The 14,807-nt window shown below is 70.8% G+C and carries 12 protein-coding genes; 7 read left to right on the plus strand and 5 right to left on the minus strand.

Annotated elements, in window-relative coordinates; all coding sequences use genetic code 11:
- Positions 1–182 precede the first annotated feature (182 nt).
- Positions 183–1,439: an MFS transporter gene (locus tag CCN51_RS21810; protein WP_086859984.1), complete on the plus strand. Its 1,257-nt coding sequence runs from the start codon at positions 183–185 to the stop codon at positions 1,437–1,439.
- A 2-nt stretch (positions 1,440–1,441) separates the two neighbouring features.
- On the opposite strand, the gene CCN51_RS21815 is transcribed toward CCN51_RS21810, so the two are convergent.
- Together CCN51_RS21815 and CCN51_RS21820 are read right to left on the minus strand one after the other, a co-directional pair.
- Entirely contained in the window at positions 1,442–2,209 is a 768-nt protein-coding gene (locus tag CCN51_RS21815; protein ID WP_014181692.1) for a sulfite exporter TauE/SafE family protein, read from the minus strand.
- Between the two features lie 42 nt (positions 2,210–2,251).
- On the minus strand, positions 2,252–2,872 hold the full coding sequence (locus CCN51_RS21820; RefSeq protein WP_043488148.1) for a TetR/AcrR family transcriptional regulator: 621 nt from the start codon (positions 2,870–2,872) through the stop codon (positions 2,252–2,254).
- 142 nt (positions 2,873–3,014) lie between these two features.
- Here CCN51_RS21820 and CCN51_RS21825 point away from each other — a divergent pair, with 142 nt between their 5' ends.
- Positions 3,015–4,217 carry a cytochrome P450 gene (locus CCN51_RS21825; RefSeq protein ID WP_014181694.1) on the plus strand — a complete coding sequence of 401 codons (1,203 nt, stop codon included), beginning with the start codon at positions 3,015–3,017 and terminating at the stop codon, positions 4,215–4,217.
- 5 nt (positions 4,218–4,222) lie between these two features.
- Complete coding sequence (locus CCN51_RS21830; RefSeq protein WP_014181695.1) at positions 4,223–4,438, plus strand: ferredoxin; 216 nt, start codon at positions 4,223–4,225, stop codon at positions 4,436–4,438.
- Positions 4,439–4,546: 108 nt separating this feature from the next.
- Here CCN51_RS21830 and CCN51_RS21835 read toward each other — a convergent pair whose 3' ends face one another.
- On the minus strand, positions 4,547–7,225 hold the full coding sequence (locus CCN51_RS21835) for a SpoIIE family protein phosphatase (protein WP_014181696.1): 2,679 nt from the start codon (positions 7,223–7,225) through the stop codon (positions 4,547–4,549).
- A gap of 240 nt (positions 7,226–7,465) precedes the next feature.
- Here CCN51_RS21835 and CCN51_RS21840 point away from each other — a divergent pair, with 240 nt between their 5' ends.
- The 4 genes from CCN51_RS21840 (at position 7,466) to CCN51_RS21855 (ending at position 12,211) form a co-directional block, all read left to right on the plus strand.
- Positions 7,466–8,911 (plus strand): glyceraldehyde-3-phosphate dehydrogenase, encoded by a 1,446-nt coding sequence (locus CCN51_RS21840; RefSeq protein ID WP_014181697.1) that lies wholly within the window; start codon positions 7,466–7,468, stop codon positions 8,909–8,911.
- Between the two features lie 90 nt (positions 8,912–9,001).
- Positions 9,002–10,327 carry a CAP domain-containing protein gene (locus tag CCN51_RS21845; protein ID WP_043488150.1) on the plus strand — a complete coding sequence of 442 codons (1,326 nt, stop codon included), beginning with the start codon at positions 9,002–9,004 and terminating at the stop codon, positions 10,325–10,327.
- A gap of 94 nt (positions 10,328–10,421) precedes the next feature.
- The gene (locus tag CCN51_RS21850; protein ID WP_055414064.1) at positions 10,422–11,468 is read left to right on the plus strand and encodes a permease; all 1,047 of its coding nucleotides are present in this window, start codon (positions 10,422–10,424) and stop codon (positions 11,466–11,468) included.
- Positions 11,465–12,211: a TIGR03943 family putative permease subunit gene (locus CCN51_RS21855; protein ID WP_014181700.1), complete on the plus strand. Its 747-nt coding sequence runs from the start codon at positions 11,465–11,467 to the stop codon at positions 12,209–12,211. The genes CCN51_RS21850 and CCN51_RS21855 overlap by 4 nt, the downstream gene beginning before the upstream one ends.
- Positions 12,212–12,266: 55 nt before the next feature.
- Here the strand turns inward: CCN51_RS21855 and CCN51_RS21860 are convergent, their stop codons facing one another.
- Positions 12,267–14,390: a glycoside hydrolase gene (locus CCN51_RS21860; RefSeq protein ID WP_086859986.1), complete on the minus strand. Its 2,124-nt coding sequence runs from the start codon at positions 14,388–14,390 to the stop codon at positions 12,267–12,269.
- A 15-nt stretch (positions 14,391–14,405) separates the two neighbouring features.
- Positions 14,406–14,807 (minus strand): beta-xylosidase family glycoside hydrolase (locus tag CCN51_RS21865; protein ID WP_483883444.1); only part of this gene is annotated, 402 nt, incomplete at its 5' end.

The following is a 14,807-nucleotide window of genomic DNA, read 5'->3' on the forward strand; positions in this document are numbered from 1 at the left end:
GGCGGGGTAGGGGGCGGCGAACCTGTGGGCCGTGGCGGTCTGCGGCATCCACGTCACCTCCGTTGAGACAGCGCAACCATCAGTACGAGTTGAATCGTACCGGAGTTTATGTTCGACTCTTCTCGTACTGGTAGTTCGACTTTTCTCGTACAGATTGCTGTGCGGCTTGGAGGGGAGACCCCATGGGGAGCGCAGGGAGCGCCCAGCACACCGAAACCCCGGTGACAGCGGCAACTGCGACGACGGCGGCCACCGCCGCCGAGCCCCCGCCACGCCGGGAGGTCTGGCTCGCGGCCTGGCCGGTGACCGCCGTGTTCATCCTGTCCAACACGGCGACCCCGCTCTACGTCCTGTGGCAGAACGAGCTCGGGTTCTCCTCCGGGAAGCTGACCGTGGTCTTCGCCTGCTACATCGTGGGCCTGATCGCGGCCCTGCTGGTGGCCGGGGTGGTGTCGGACCGGGTCGGCCGCAAGCCGGTGCTGCTGCCGGCCCTCGCGCTGGGCATCGTGGCCAGTGTGCTGTTCGCGACGGCCGGTTCGATCGTGGCCCTGGCGATCGCCCGGCTGCTGAGCGGCGTGGCGGTCGGCTCCATCGTGTCGGCGGGCATGGCGGCCGTGACCGATGTCGCGGGACCGGACCGCAAGCGGCTCGCCGCGCTGCTGGCCTCCACGGCCATGGTCCTGGGCGCGGGGCTCGGCCCGCTGCTGGCCGGTGTCCTCTCGGAGGCCCTGCCCGGCCCGACGGTCACCGTGTTCCTGGTGGAGATCGCGCTGCTGGTCCTGGCGGTGCTGGCCGTGGTGCGCATGCCACTGCGCCGCCCCGCCGCCGGGCCCCGGCCCGGCGCCTGGGTCCGCGTGCCGTCCGTGCCGCGCGCCAACCGTGTCCACCTCCTGCTGGGCATCGTGGTGTTCGCCCCCGGCATCACCTCCACCTCCTTCGTCCTCTCGCTCGGCCCCTCGCTGCTGGCGGATCTGCTCGGCACCACCAGCCGGGTGGTGGCCGGAGCCACCGCCTTCGTGATGTTCACGGCGGCGACCGCCGTTCAGTTCGCCGTGCGACGGCTGAGGGTGGGTGCCATCCTGGCGGCCGGGGCCGCGTCGACCGTCGGGGCCATGGCCTCGCTGGCGCTGGCCGTGCAGCTGTCCTCCACCCCGCTGCTGGCCCTCGCAGCGGTCCTGGCCGGCGCCGGGCAGGGGATGGGGCAACTGGGCGGGCTCACGCTGATCAGCGCCCATGTGCCGGCCGCCCGGCTGGCCGAGGCCAACGCGGCGCTGAACGTCGGCGGTTACGTGCCCGCCGGGCTGCTGCCGGTCGCGGTCGGATACCTCAGCGACGCGGTCGGGCTGTCCCGCGGCACCACCGTCTTCAGCGCCGTCGTCGCGGCCGCCGCGCTCGCCGGAGGCGCCGTCGTGCTGGCCAACCGCCGTACCATCCCCTGAACTCAGCCGACCAGCATCTGGACGATGGCCACCGTGCCGACCGTGACGATGAGGGTCCGCAGGACCACGGGGCGCAGCCGACGGCCGGCCCTGGCGCCGAGTTGGCCGCCGAGCGCGGAACCGACCGCGATGAGCGCGACGGCCGTCCAGTCGAACTCCGCGACGAAGAGGAAGAAGAGCGCGGCGACCGTGTTGACGAGGGCGGCGAGGACGTTCTTGGTGGCGTTGAGACGTTGCAGGGGCTCGTCGAGCAGGATGCCCATCAAGGACATGTAGATGATCCCCTGCGCGGCGGCGAAGTAGCCGCCGTAGACGCTGGCCAGCATCAGGCCGACGAACAGCAGCGGGCCGCCGTCGGGGCGGGCGGCCCGCCCGGTCTCCTCACGGCGGCGGCGCACCTTCGCGCTGATCACGGGCTGGAGTGCCACCATCAGGAGGGCGAGCCCGACCAGCACGGGGACGATCGTCTCGAACGCCGACGCGGGCAGGGCCAGGAGCAGCGTGGCGCCGGTCAGGCTGCCCAGCAGGGCGCCGACACCGAGCTTCAGGATGCGTCGGCGCTGGCCGCTGAGCTCGCTCCGATAGCCGATGGCCCCGCTGACGGAGCCGGGGATCAGGCCCAGCGCGTTGGACACCGTGGCGGTGACGGGTGGCAGGCCCGTCGCGAGCAGCACCGGAAAGGTGATCAGGGTCCCCGAACCGACGACGGTGTTGATGGCGCCCGCACTGATGCCCGCCAGGAACACGGCGACCATCTCGCCCGGCGTCATTCGGTGTCCTCTCGTGGAATGTACATGTGCATGGCGCAGACACTAAAGGGCCGATGTTTCGGTGTTCACCGAACCCTGCCCCGGCATCTCGGGCAGGCCGTCGAGCAGGGTGCCGAGCGCCACCATGACCAGCGCGCACACCTCGTCCGGATCGGCGTCGGCCAGCGGCTCCTTGCCGACGACCACCCGCATCATGCCGATGCCGAGCATCCAGGACAACGCCAGGTCCGCCCGCAGCGCACGGTTGTCGGCACTGCTCAGGGACGCCAGCACCCGCGCGTAGTCGTCGCTGATCGAACGTACCGCCGTACCGATTTCGTCACCGCTGCCGACGGAGCGAAGCAGGGTCGCCAGCGCGCGGCTGCCCGGCTCTCTTCCACGGTGGGCGAGCACCCCGCGCAGCGCGGCCTCGAGCAGTTCATCGGGCGGGGTGCTGCGCATCTGTTCCTCCCCGTCGTGCGCCACCACCTCGCCGAACAGCGCTCGTTTCGAGCCGAAATAGCGGAAGAGCAGCGCCTGGTTCGCCCCGGCCCGGTCCGCGATATCGCGGACCGTCGTCCGCTCATAACCCCGCTCGGCGAACAGCGCGGACGCGGCCTCCAGCAACCGCCGCCGCGTGCCCTGCGCATCCCGTCGCCGCCCTTCTGACGTGGTCGTACCCACCGCGACACTCCTCTCGTCCGCTCTCCGTGATCCCCGCGGTCCTACGGGAGGATCGCCGGATCAACGGCGCAATCGGGCCGTTGACCGTACCAAGGCGCCGCTCCTACGTTTGTAAGCACGTGCTTACGCAAGGGAGGTCACGGTGACCACAGCGGAGACGACCGTGCAGTCGGAAGCGATCGCCTATCCCTTCAACTCCTCCGAGGGCCTGGGGCTCAGCCAGGCGTACCAGGAAGCCAGGAACCGCCCGGGGTTAGTGCGGGTGCGCATGGCGTACGGCGAGCCCGCCTGGCTCGTCACGCGCTATGCCGAGGCCCGGCTGGTGCTCGGTGACCGGCGCTTCAGCCGCGCCGCGGCGCTCCACCGCGACGAGCCCCGGCAGGGCGAGGGCCGGCGCAACAGCGGCATCCTGACCATGGACCCGCCCGAGCACACCCGGCTGCGCACCCTCGTCGCCAAGGCGTTCACCGTCCACCAGGTGGAGAAACTACGGCCGTCGGTGCGGCAGTTGACCCATGAACTCCTCGACGGGCTGGAGGCCGCCGGGCCGCCCGCCGACCTGGTCGACCGCTACGCCCTGCCCATCCCGGTCGGGGTCATCTGCCGGCTGCTCGGTGTGCCGGAGGAGGACCGGCCCAAGTTCCGGGCCTGGAGCGACGCGGCGCTGTCCACCAGCTCCCTGAGCGCCGAGGAGTTCGACCGCAACCGCGACGAACTGCGCGCCTATATGGCCGGGCTGATCGAGATCCACCGTGCCGCGCCCCAGGACGACCTCATGACCTCGCTGATCGAGGCCCGGGACGCCGGCGACCGGCTGTCCGAGCTCGAACTCGTCGACCTGTGCGTGGGCATTCTGGTGGCCGGACACGAGACCACGGCCACCCAGATCCCCAACTTCGTGCTGACGCTCCTGGACCACCCCGGCGAACTGCGCCGCCTGCGCGAGGAACCCGCCCTGCTGAACGGCGCGGTCGAGGAGCTGCTGCGCTTCGTACCGCTGGGCAAGGGCGCCTCCCAGCCCCGCTACGCGACCGAGGACATCGAGGTGGGCGGCCAACTGGTGCGCGCCGGAGAGCCCGTCCTCGTCGCCGTCGGCTCCGCCAACCGCGACGCGCTGCGCTTCGACGAGCCGGGCAAACTCAACGTGGCCCGGCCCGCCACCCAGCACCTCGGCTTCGGCCACGGTGTGCACCACTGCCTCGGGGCGCCCCTGGCCCGGCTTGAGCTCCAGGAAGCGCTCGGCGCGCTGATCACCCGCTTCCCGGGGCTGTGCCTGACCGGGGACGTGGTGTGGAAGGACCAGATGCTGGTCCGCGGACCGCGCGTCATGCCGGTCGGGTGGTGAGCGGGATGACCTGGCAGGCCGAGATCGACGGGGGCCGGTGCATCGCGTCCGGTATGTGTGCCGGAATCGCTCCCGATCTGTTCGCCCTCGACGCGGAACACGCCCGTCCGCTGGCCGACGAGGTCCCTGAGGAGGAGCGGGTACTGGACGCGGCCGACTCCTGTCCCGCGGCGGCGATCACCGTACGGGACGGCGCCACGACGGTCGGACCGCGCCCCTGACCTCCGGGCCCATGCGCCGGGCGCTACAGCCCGTACGCCTGGCGCTGCAGTCCGTACGCCTGGCGCTGCAGTCCGTACGCCTGGCGGTACAGTCCGAACGCCGGGCGGCTACAAGGCCGACGGATCCCCCTGGCCGACCAGGCTGTCCCCCAGCCCCAGCGCGCCATCGTCGAGCGCCGCCGTGCCGCTCAGGGCCTGCTCGGCCCAGATGACCTTGCCGTCGGCGGTGTAGCGGGTGCCCCAGGCTCGCGCGAACTGGGAGACCAGGAACAGGCCGCGCCCGCCTTCGTCGGTGGCCCTGGCCCGCCGCAGATGGGGGGAGGTGCTGCTGCCGTCGGAGACCTCGAAGGTCAGATCGCGGCCGCGGAGCAGCCGTAGTCGCACGGGCGGGGCGCCATAGCGCAGGGCATTGGTGATCAGTTCGCTGATGATCAACTCGGCGGCGAAGTCGGCCTCCTCCAGACCCCACGCCCGTATCTGCTGGGCGGCCGCGGCGCGGATCGGGGCCACCGCCGCCGGGTCCAGCGGTACCTCCCACTCGGCCACGTCCTTGGGGTCGAGCACCCGGGTGCGGGCCACCAGCAGCGCGATGTCATCGCTCTGGCGGGCCGGACGCACGGTGTCGAGCAGGGTCTGGCAGATCTCCTCGGGGCCGAGGTCCGGGTGGTCGGCGAGGGCGTGGCGCAGTGGGCCCGGGCCGGTGTCGGGGGCGCCGTCGTGGCTGTCGAGGAGCCCGTTGGTGTACAGCACCAGACGAGTCCCTTCGGCCAGCGGAAGCTCGGCCACCTCGAAGGGCTCCCCGCCAAAACCGAGGGGCGGGGAGACCGGCACCGCCGGGGTGTCCACGGTGCCGTCCGGGCCGATCAGCACGGGCGCCGGGTGGCCTGCCCTGGCCACGGTGCACAGGCCGCGCACCGAGTCGTAGATCGCGTACAGGCAGGTGGCTCCGGTGATCCGCGCACCGTCCGGGTCGGTGTCCTGCTCCAGGTCGAGCCGGGTGACCAGCTCGTCCAGGAGGGAGAGAAGTTCATCGGGGGGCAGGTCCAGGGCCGAGAAGTTCTGCACCGCGATGCGCAGCCGGCCCATCGTGGCCGCGGCGTGCAGGCCCTGCCCGGCCACCTTCCCGACGACCAGGGCGACCCGGTGTCCGGGCAGCGGGATGACATCGAACCAGCTGCCGCTCGTCCCGCCCTGCGCGGGCAGGTAGCGCGTGGCCACCTCCGTGGCGTCCTGATCGGGCAGGCTGCCGGGCAGCAGATTGCGCTGCAGGGTGGTGACCATGGCGTGCTCGCGGGCGTACCGGCGTGCGTTGTCGACACAGATGGCGGTGCGCCCGGACAGCTCCCCGGCGATCGCCAGGTCCTCTTCCTCGAACGGCTCGCTCCGCCGTGTCCGCCAGAAGTTGGCCAGCCCCAGGGTGACGCCGCGATAGCGCAGCGGAACCGTGATCAGCGACTGGATCCCGTGGTCGGGGAGGTGTTCGGCGGGGGTGCCGAGTCCGGTGGCGTCGCTCACTGCGGCCTGGTCGCTCACCGCGGCCTGAAGGACGGCATGGCCGGTCCGCAGGGCCTGGTTCTGGGGTGCGGTGGGACCGTAGACGGCCCGCTCTCCCGGGCGGAAGAGGGGGTGTGCGGTGGTGTCGCCGCCCACCGCCGTGCGGTGCAGCACCTCGTACGGTGGCTCCGGCTCCTCGCCCTGGAGCACGGGGTCCAGCAGCTCGACGGTGACGATATCGGCGAACCGGGGGACGGCCACCTCCACCAGCTTCTCGGTGGTTTCGGTCAGCTCCAGGGTCGAGCCGATCCGCACCCCGGCGTCGTACAACAGCTCCAGCCGCTCGCGGGCCACCGCGGCCCGGCCGGACAGCGCCTGCAGTTCGGTGGTGTCCCTGAGCGTCGCCACGCTTCCGGCGGGCCCGCCCCTACGGTCCGTGGGCCGGAGATTGACCGCCAGTAGCCGGTTGCCGCACGGGTACACCTCGTCCGTGACGGGGCGCCCCGACACCAGCAGCTCCGTCAGCCGCGGCTCGAGGCCGAGCTCGCCGATGTGCCGCCCCTCGGCGTCCGGGGCGAGGCCGAGCAGTGCCCGAGCCTCGCTGTTGACCAGCAGCAGCCGCCCGTCCGCGGCCACGACCAGCACGCCTTCCCGGACCGAGTGCAACACCGCGTCGTGGTGTTCGTACATCCGCGTCATCTCGGTGGCGCCCAGGCCGTGGGTCTGCCGCCGCACCCGCCTGCTGATCAGCGCGGTGCCGCCGGTGGTCAGGGCCAGCGCCCCGGTGGCGCTGCCGAGCAGCAGCGGCAGCCGCTGGGTCATCACGCTGTTGACGCTCTCGACCTTGACCCCGACCGACACCCCGCCGAGGACGCTGCCGTCGGACTTGAGGACGGGGACCGCCGAGACCACGGACAGGCCCTGGCTCGCATGAAATGTCTGCGAGATCGTCTTTCCGGCCAGCTCTTCCCGCACCAGCTTGGCGGGGCCGATGATCCGCTTGCCGATCAATGTCGTGTCGGGGTGGGTGAGACGGAGGCCACGATGGTCGAACACCACGACGCTGTCGACACCGGAGCCCTTCCTCGCCGCTTCGGCGGAGTCCCGGAGCAGCGCGGTCGGGTGGTTGCTCGCCATGGCCTGGGCCACCCCGGGGGCGTTCGCCATTGTCCCGGCGACCGCGAGAGAGCGCTTTCGGGCGTCCGCCATGCCCTGGCTCCGCGCCTGGAGCGCGAGGCCCACGACCGCGCCGACGACCAGGAGCAGGACCAGCAGCAGCTGCAGGATGAACACCTGCCCGGCGACGCTTCGGGCACGCGAGAGGGCCCCGAGCCGTCTCCAGCGGGATGCGAGGGGAGCTTCGGACCCGGATCGGGGCCGATGCCGCCGCCAGGACATACGAGCATGTGTGCTCATGTCCGCATTTATAACATTCCATTCAGTGCGATCGACAGGGCTTGGGTGGCTCCGTTTGAAAGATCAAAATGGCGGGGGGTTAGCATATGAGCGCCGCCTAGCTCGAAAGATAAATTTGTGACTGTCAACGAGGACTCGTTCACCAACTGGAAGCACCGCGAGGAGATCGCGGAGTCGATGATTCCGATCATCGGGAAGCTGCAGCGCGAGCGGGACGTCACGGTCCTGCTCCACAGCCGCTCCTTGGTGAACAAGTCAGTGGTCAGCATCCTCAAGACCCACCGATTCGCCCGGCAGATCGCCGGTTCGGAACTCTCCGTGACCGACACCATGCCGTTCCTGCGAGCCCTCACCACGCTCGACCTCGGCCCCTCCCAGATCGACATCGGCATGCTGGCCGCGATGTACAAGACCGACGACCGCGGTCTTCCGGTGGAGGAGTTCACCGCCGAGGCCGTTGCCGGCGCCACGGGCGCCAACAAGATCGAGTGCCGTGAGCCGCGTGACGTCGTCCTCTACGGATTCGGCCGCATCGGCCGCCTTGTCGCCCGCCTCCTCATCGAGAAGGCCGGCTCAGGCAACGGCCTGCGGCTGCGCGCCATCGTCGTCCGCAAGGGCGCCGGCCAGGACCTCGTCAAGCGCGCCTCGCTGCTGCGCCGTGACTCCATCCACGGCCAGTTCCACGGCACCATCACCGTCGACGAGGCCAACAGCGCGATCGTCGCCAACGGCAACGAGATCAAGGTCATCTACTCCGACGACCCGACCTCGGTGGACTACCCGGCGTACGGCATCAAGAACGCCATCCTCATCGACAACACCGGCAAGTGGCGCGACCGCGAGGGCCTGTCCCAGCACCTCCAGCCGGGGATCGACAAGGTCGTCCTGACCGCCCCGGGCAAGGGCGACGTCCCCAATGTCGTCCACGGTGTCAACCACGACATGATCAAGCCGGATGAGCAGATCCTGTCCTGCGCCTCCTGTACCACCAACGCGATCGTCCCGCCGCTGAAGGCGATGGCGGACGAGTACGGCGTGCTGCGCGGCCATGTGGAGACCGTCCACTCGTTCACCAACGACCAGAACCTGCTGGACAACTACCACAAGTCGGACCGCCGTGGCCGCTCGGCCCCGCTCAACATGGTCATCACCGAGACCGGCGCGGCCTCCGCCGTCGCCAAGGCGCTGCCCGACCTCAAGGCGACCATCACCGGCAGCTCGATCCGGGTCCCGGTCCCGGACGTGTCGATCGCGATCCTCAGCCTGCGGCTCGGCCGCGAGACCAACCGCGAGGATGTCCTCGACTACCTCCGCGAGGTGTCGCTGACCTCGCCGCTCAAGCGCCAGATCGACTTCACCAACGCCCCGGACGCGGTCTCCAGCGACTTCATCGGCTCGCGCCACGCCTCGATCGTCGACGCCGGCGCCACCAAGGTCGACGGGGACAACGCGATCCTCTACCTCTGGTACGACAACGAGTTCGGCTACTCCTGCCAGGTCATCCGCGTCGTCCAGCATGTCTCCGGGGTGGAGTACCCGACCTACCCGGCCCCCCTGGTCTGATCCGGGCGCACCGACCGAACACCGACCGATCCGGCGCCCCGGCAGGCGGGGCGCCGGAACCCTGCGCGGCGCCCCCGCGTTGGGTGTGACATGGGCGAACTGGTACCTGGCGGAAACGCATTGCTCAACGACGGCGTGCTGTGGATCCGGGTGCCGGGCCCCTTCGACCTGTCCGTGCTGATCACCGGAGAGGACGGAAGGGTCGCGTGGGACGGCGACTTCGTCTTCTTCAACCAGCCCACCGCCCCCGGCGCCCGGCTGCACGGCGACACCATCACGCTGCGGCCGGGGCAGCTGCGACGCGGCGCCAGCCGCGCCACAGTGGTGATCAGCCCCGCTGACCCCGGCACACCGCTCGGCCGGCTGCCCGCCCCCACCATGACCATCACGGGGGTGGGCGGGCTGCAGGCCATCCGGTTCACCCCACCGCGCCCGACACAGGAGACGGTGCTGCTGCTCGCCGAGATCTACCGGCACAACAACCGGTGGAAGGTGCGGGCCCTGGGGCAGGGGTACGCGGAGGGGCTGGCCGGGGTGGCGCGGGACTTCGGCGTCGACGTCGCGGACGACGGTGAGCAGTCGCCGCCTCCGCCACCTTCACCGTCGTCTGTCACGTCCCCGGCCGGCGCCGCCCATGACCCCGACGGTTTCCTCGGCCTGGTCAACGGCGTACGGTCGCGGACCGGGGCCCCGGCCGTCGCCCTCGACGCCCGGCTGAGCACGGCCGCCCGGGCCCACGCCGACGCCATGGCCGCACAGGGCAGCCTCGGCCTGGAGAGCCCCGACGGGACATCGGTCTTCCACCGGATCGCCACCGCCGGATACTCCTGTCTGACCATCGCCGAGCACATCGTCTCCGGGCCCCGTACGGCGGCCGAGTTCGTGGACTACTGCCTCGAGGACGGTGAGCGCGGCGCGCCGTTCCGGGATGGCTCGGTCGCCCATGTCGGGATGGGCCGGGCCATCGGCGGCCGCTCGGGCGAGGTCTTCTGGACCGTGCTGTGGGCCCGGCCGTTCACGGCCGCGGGCCTGGCCCGTACTGCGGACGCCGTCCGCGCGCTCACCAACGCGGAGCGCGCCGCGGCGGGACTGCCGCCGCTCGCCCCCGACCCGAACCTGACCGTGGCCGCGCAGCGGCACAGCGAGGACATGGTCGCCCGCGACTTCTACTCCCACACCGCCCCCGAGGGCAGCCAGCCATGGGACCGGGCGGCAGCCGCCGGATGCCGTCACCGCGGCATCGGCGAGAACATCGCATGCGGCCAGCGGACCCCCTCGGAGGTGGTCCGCGGCTGGATGAACAGCCCAGGACACCGTGCGAACATCCTGAAGCCGGAGTTCAGCCACATCGGGATCGGCTACGCGACGGGGAGCCGGGCGGGCACCTACTGGACGCAGCTGTTCGGCAGCGTATGACCCGCCGGGGCGAGTGAGCAGTTGTGCGTGCGTCGGCGTACTGAAGGGGAGAGGCACCCACTCGCGACCCTTCTTGACGCCGGAGGTACCCACCGTGGCCACCGTCAAAGCCGCCCCGCCCCCGGCCGACCGCCGCGCCGCGGACGCTCGTCAGGGCGCGGACGACCGTCAGGGCGCGGACGATCGTCGGGGCGGGCGGCTGGATTCGTCGCTCGTCCTGACCATGCTGCTGGTCCTGGCGGTGGCGGCGCAGGGGCCGGTGCGCCGGGCGCTGTCCGCGCCGGTGATGCAGAGCTGGATGACCGTGTTCGTCGCGGTGGTCGTGCAGGCCCTGCCCTTCCTCGTCCTCGGTGTGCTGCTGTCGGCGCTCATCGCGGTGTTCGTTCCGCCGTCGTTCTTCGCCCGCGCGCTGCCGCGCCGCCCCGCTCTGGCGGTGCCGGTCGCCGGGGCGGCCGGGGCGGTGCTGCCCGGTTGCGAGTGTGCTTCGGTGCCGGTGGCCGGGGCGCTGGTGCGCCGGGGTGTCGCGCCCGCGGCCGCGTTGGCGTTTCTGCTGTCGGCCCCGGCGATCAACCCGATCGTGCTGACCGCCACCGCCGTAGCGTTCCCCGGCGAACCGCGGATGGTCCTCGCCCGGTTCGTCGCGAGTCTGCTCGTGGCCTGTGTGATGGGCTGGCTGTGGCAGCGGGTGGGCCGCGCCGACTGGCTGCGCCCACCGGCCCGCCCGGCGTTCGACGGCCACGGCAAGGGGGCCGCGTTCTGGGGGTCCGTACGCCACGATGTGATGCACGCCGGCGGCTTCCTCGTCGTCGGCGCGATGGCCGCCGCCACGCTCAAGGCCATGGTGCCGGCGCGCTGGCTGCACACCGCGGCCGACGACCCCGTGGTGTCGATACTCGCGCTCGCGGTCCTCGCGGTGCTGCTGTCGATCTGCTCGGAGGCCGATGCGTTCGTGGCCGCGTCCCTGTCGCAGTTCTCGCTCACCGCCCGGCTGACGTTTCTCGTCGTCGGACCGATGATCGACCTGAAGCTCTTCGCGATGCAGGCCGGCACGTTCGGCCGCGCCTTCGCGCTGCGGTTCGCCCCCGCCACCTTCACCCTGGCGGTCCTGGTGTCGGCCCTGGTCGGGGCGGTCCTGCTGTGAACCGCAAGGCACAGGCAGTGGTGCTGTTCCTCGTCGGAGTGGCGATGCTGCGGGCGGGCTGCACCGATCTCTACCTCCGTTACGTCAAGGCCGGGTTGCGCCCGCTGCTGCTGGCCTCCGGGGGCGTGCTGGTCGTGGCGGCCGCCGCCACCGTCTGGTACGAACTGCGCGGCCCGAAGACACCCCCCGACCCCGACCCGGAGGGCGGAAGCCACGAACACGGCGGCCACGCCCACCGCGAACCACGCGTGTCCTGGCTGCTCGTCCTGCCCCTCTTCGCCCTCATCCTGGTCGCCCCGCCCGCGCTCGGCTCCTACAGCGCCATGCACACCGGCACGGCCCTGCAACGCCCCTGGGGCTTCCCCGACCTTCCGGCCAAGGACCCGCTTCCGCTCAGCGTGGCCGACTACGCCGGTCGCGCGGTCTACGACCACGGACACTCCCTCCGCGACCGGCGGATCAAAATCACCGGTTTCCTCGCGCTCGACCGCGACGGCGCGCCCTATCTCGTCCGCATGGCCCTCAACTGCTGTGCCGCCGACGCCCAGCCGGTCAAGATCGGGCTGACCGGGCGGATCCCTCCCGTCGTACAACCCGACACCTGGCTCGAGGTCACCGGCACCTACACGGCCAAACAGACCAAGGATCCGCTGGGCGGCGGCCCCATCCCGTTCATCGAGGTCAGCCGCGCCAGGCCGGTCGCGACCCCGCGCGACCCGTACGACGAGAGCTGGAACGGCTGAGCCCCTTGGGGCCGCCGCGGTTCCGTGCGGGATCTGCGGCGGTCCCGGTGGTCGGTCAGCAGGAGGAGTTGGTCTGGGTGAGCAGGCCGAGCCGCCACGGCAGGGTGTTGTAGTCGCCGCTGGCGTTGGGGTTCATGCCCTGGTAGAGGTACTGCATCTTGCAGGGGTTGATGGTGAGGGTCTGGTCGTATCCGGCGCGGACCAGCTCGCCGTGGCTGATGTCCTTCGTCCAGGCCCCCGCGGGGAAGGCGACATTGCTGGCCCGGGCGAACGGGTTGCTCTCGGAGGCGGCCAGTTGTGTCCAGGAGCCGCCGATGCTGCTGGAGGTCCAGGAGCGGAAGTACCGCTTTCCGTCGGATCCGATGGCCTCGACGATCAGCAGGTACTGGTTGCTGTCCTGCACCTTGTACACATTGCTCGCCTCGAACAGGGCGTACTTATTGGAGTCCTGGGCGGCGATGACGGTGTTGGTGAACCCGTTGGGGAACTGGGCGAGGGTGGTCTGGGAGCGGTACAGGTGTCCGTTGTCGTCGGAGGAGAAGAGGTAGCAGTTGGCGCTGTCGCAGATCACCCACATGTCGACCCAGTAGCCGTTGCCGATGTTCTGCTTGATGATGTCCGGCATGGAGGAGTAGAAGTTGCGCGGTGCGCTCCACCCGTTGGGGTTGCTGATGTCGGTGTTGGTGGAGTACGAGGCGTTGCCGGTCTGGTAGACGAGGTACCAGGTGCGCTGGGGCGCGAAGTAGAACACCTGGGGTGCGGCCCGGTATCCGGTGCCGATCCCGCTGCGGTCCAGGTAGTAGTGCGGGGCCGAGGCTGCCTGGGACCAGTCGGTGAAGTTCAGGTACACCAGGCTGTATCCGGAGGCGCTGGCGACGCTGGCGAACACGTGGTACTTGCCGTTGTAGTAGACCACGGTCGGGTCCTTGAGCCCGGCGATGTTGTGGGTGGAGTCCGGCTTGGGGGACATCAGGATCCCGCTGGAGCTCCAGCTGAAGCTGCCGGGCAGGGCGGCGGCCGACGAGGTGGGAGAGGCCGGGCTCTTCGCGGGGGCCTTTGCCGCGGCCTTAGTCACGGTGTTCGCCGCGGTGTTCGCCGTGCCCTTCACCGCGGGGGTGCCGCCCATCGCGGTGAGAGCCGAGTTGCAGGCGGCCTTCTTGTTGCCGTTGCCGTCGAAGAGCAGTGGCTTCTCCCCGGCGCGCCAGGAGTCGGTGTCCCGGATGCCCCACACCGTGATGCCGTTGCACCGCGCCACGTTCATGCAGGCCTTGACCGTGTTGGCGTACGCGGTCGTCGGTGCCTGCGCGATGTCGAGTTCGGTGATCTGAACGTCCACACCGAGGGCGGCGAAGTTCGACAGTGTGGTCTGGAAACTGGCCGGTGGGCCACCGGCGCCGAAGTGGGCCTGGAAGCCGACACAGTCGATGGGCACACCGCGCGCCTTGAAGTCGCGCACCATGCGGTAGACGCCCTGGGTCTTGGCGTCGGTCCAGTTCTCGATGTTGTAGTCGTTGTAGCAGAGCTTGGCCGAGGCGTCGGCCGCCCGCGCGGTGCGGAACGCCTCCTCGATGAAGCCATCGCCCAGCAGGTTCTGGAACACCGAGGCCCGGTGCGCCCCGCTGCCGCCGTCGGCGAACGCCTCGTTGACCACGTCCCAGGCGTAGACCTTGCCCTTGTAGTGGCCCATCACGCCGTTGATGTGGTTGTTCATCACGCTGCGCAGGGTGTTCGCGTCGCCGATGGAGCTGACCCAGCTGGGCAGCTGGGAGTGCCAGACCAAGGTGTGGCCACGCACGCGCTGGCCGTGTGAGGTGGCGTGGCTGACGATCTGGTCGGCGGGGCCGAAGTTGAACGAGCCGCGGGAGCGCTCCGTGGTGTCCCACTTCATCTCGTTCTCGGGGGTGACCATGTTGAACTCGCGGTCCAGGATGGTCGAGTACGTCCCGTCGCCGAGTCTGCCGGCGGCCACGGCGGCGCCGAAGTACCGCCCGGACTGGGCCGCCTGAGCGCCCAGGGTGGAGGCCTGAATGGAGTCAGTGGCGGTGGCGGAGGTGGCGGAGGTGGCAGCGGTTGCGGTGGCGGGTGCGGCCGTCGCGGTCCCGGCCACCGCCATCACGCTGGCGGCCAGCAGCCCTAACGCCGAGGCTCGGCGTCGGCGGGACCTGGTCAGAGGGGTCATGTCTCTCCTTGAGGGTCAGGGCGTGCTCAGTTCGAAGCGCGCGACTCTCACCGAGCCGCCGAGTGCCTGGGTGGCGTAGTTGAAGAGGGCGTAGCGATATCCCATGAAGAACCGCCAGTCGTTGCCCATCGTGAAAGAGGGCCCGAGGCGGGTGAAGGTGGTGCCGTCGGTGCTGTACGAGAAGGTGCCGGGCCGGGCCGCGCCGGGGCGGATGTCGGCGGTGGCCCGTAGCCAGATGCGGCCGCCGGAGACTGCCGCGCTCGCGGCCTCGGTGCCGGTGCCGGTGGTGTTCCAGTTGGTGTCCATGGTCAGGCCGTTCACCATCACCACCCTGGTCGTGCCGCCGTCCCGTTTGAGGCCGATCCAGGCGGAGGAGTCGCGCAGCAGGGCGAGCCCGGCCCGGTCGCCGTCGCGCAT

The sequence above is a fragment of the Streptomyces milbemycinicus genome, from assembly GCF_002154605.1.
In the GTDB taxonomy this organism is placed as follows: Bacteria; Actinomycetota; Actinomycetes; order Streptomycetales; family Streptomycetaceae; genus Streptomyces; species Streptomyces milbemycinicus.

Excerpts from the sequence above, each read along its gene's own strand:
- CCN51_RS21810 (WP_086859984.1), top strand. The coding sequence starts at position 183 with ATGGGGAGCGCAGGGAGCGCCCAGCACACCGAAACCCCGGTGACAGCG.
- CCN51_RS21815 (WP_014181692.1), bottom strand. The coding sequence starts at position 2,209 with ATGACGCCGGGCGAGATGGTCGCCGTGTTCCTGGCGGGCATCAGTGCG.
- CCN51_RS21830 (WP_014181695.1), top strand. The coding sequence starts at position 4,223 with ATGACCTGGCAGGCCGAGATCGACGGGGGCCGGTGCATCGCGTCCGGT.
- CCN51_RS21845 (WP_043488150.1), top strand. The coding sequence starts at position 9,002 with ATGGGCGAACTGGTACCTGGCGGAAACGCATTGCTCAACGACGGCGTG.
- CCN51_RS21860 (WP_086859986.1), bottom strand. The coding sequence starts at position 14,390 with ATGACCCCTCTGACCAGGTCCCGCCGACGCCGAGCCTCGGCGTTAGGG.